Origin of the sequence: Paraburkholderia sp. SIMBA_054 (assembly GCF_046534875.1) — a bacterium.
In the GTDB taxonomy this organism is placed as follows: domain Bacteria; phylum Pseudomonadota; class Gammaproteobacteria; order Burkholderiales; family Burkholderiaceae; genus Paraburkholderia; species Paraburkholderia hospita.
The window spans coordinates 1-243 of record NZ_JAWRXV010001490.1; the positions used below are offsets into that span (position 1 = coordinate 1).

1 pseudogene is annotated in these 243 nt (G+C 60.5%); it reads left to right on the top strand.

Going from position 1 to position 243, the window contains the following annotated elements:
* A pseudogene (locus SB822_RS59995) lies at nt 1-243 on the top strand (tannase/feruloyl esterase family alpha/beta hydrolase); the annotation flags it as partial.

A 243-nucleotide genomic window follows, 5' to 3' on the forward strand; every position in this document is an offset into this window, starting at 1 on the left:
GCGGTCGCGACGCCCGCCGCGAAATGTAGTGCGTTGGCGGGTACGACCGTTCCCGCCGGCTCGATCGGATTGCCGACAACGGGTGCCACTATCGTATCCGCGACGCTCGTTGCAGCTACCGATTCCGGCAACAGCAACGGCGAGTACTGCAAGGTTCTCGGAGCCATTCATCCGGTGGATTTCAATGCGCCGGATATTCGAGTGGAGGCGGATCTACCGACTAACTTCAACGGCAAAGTCGTC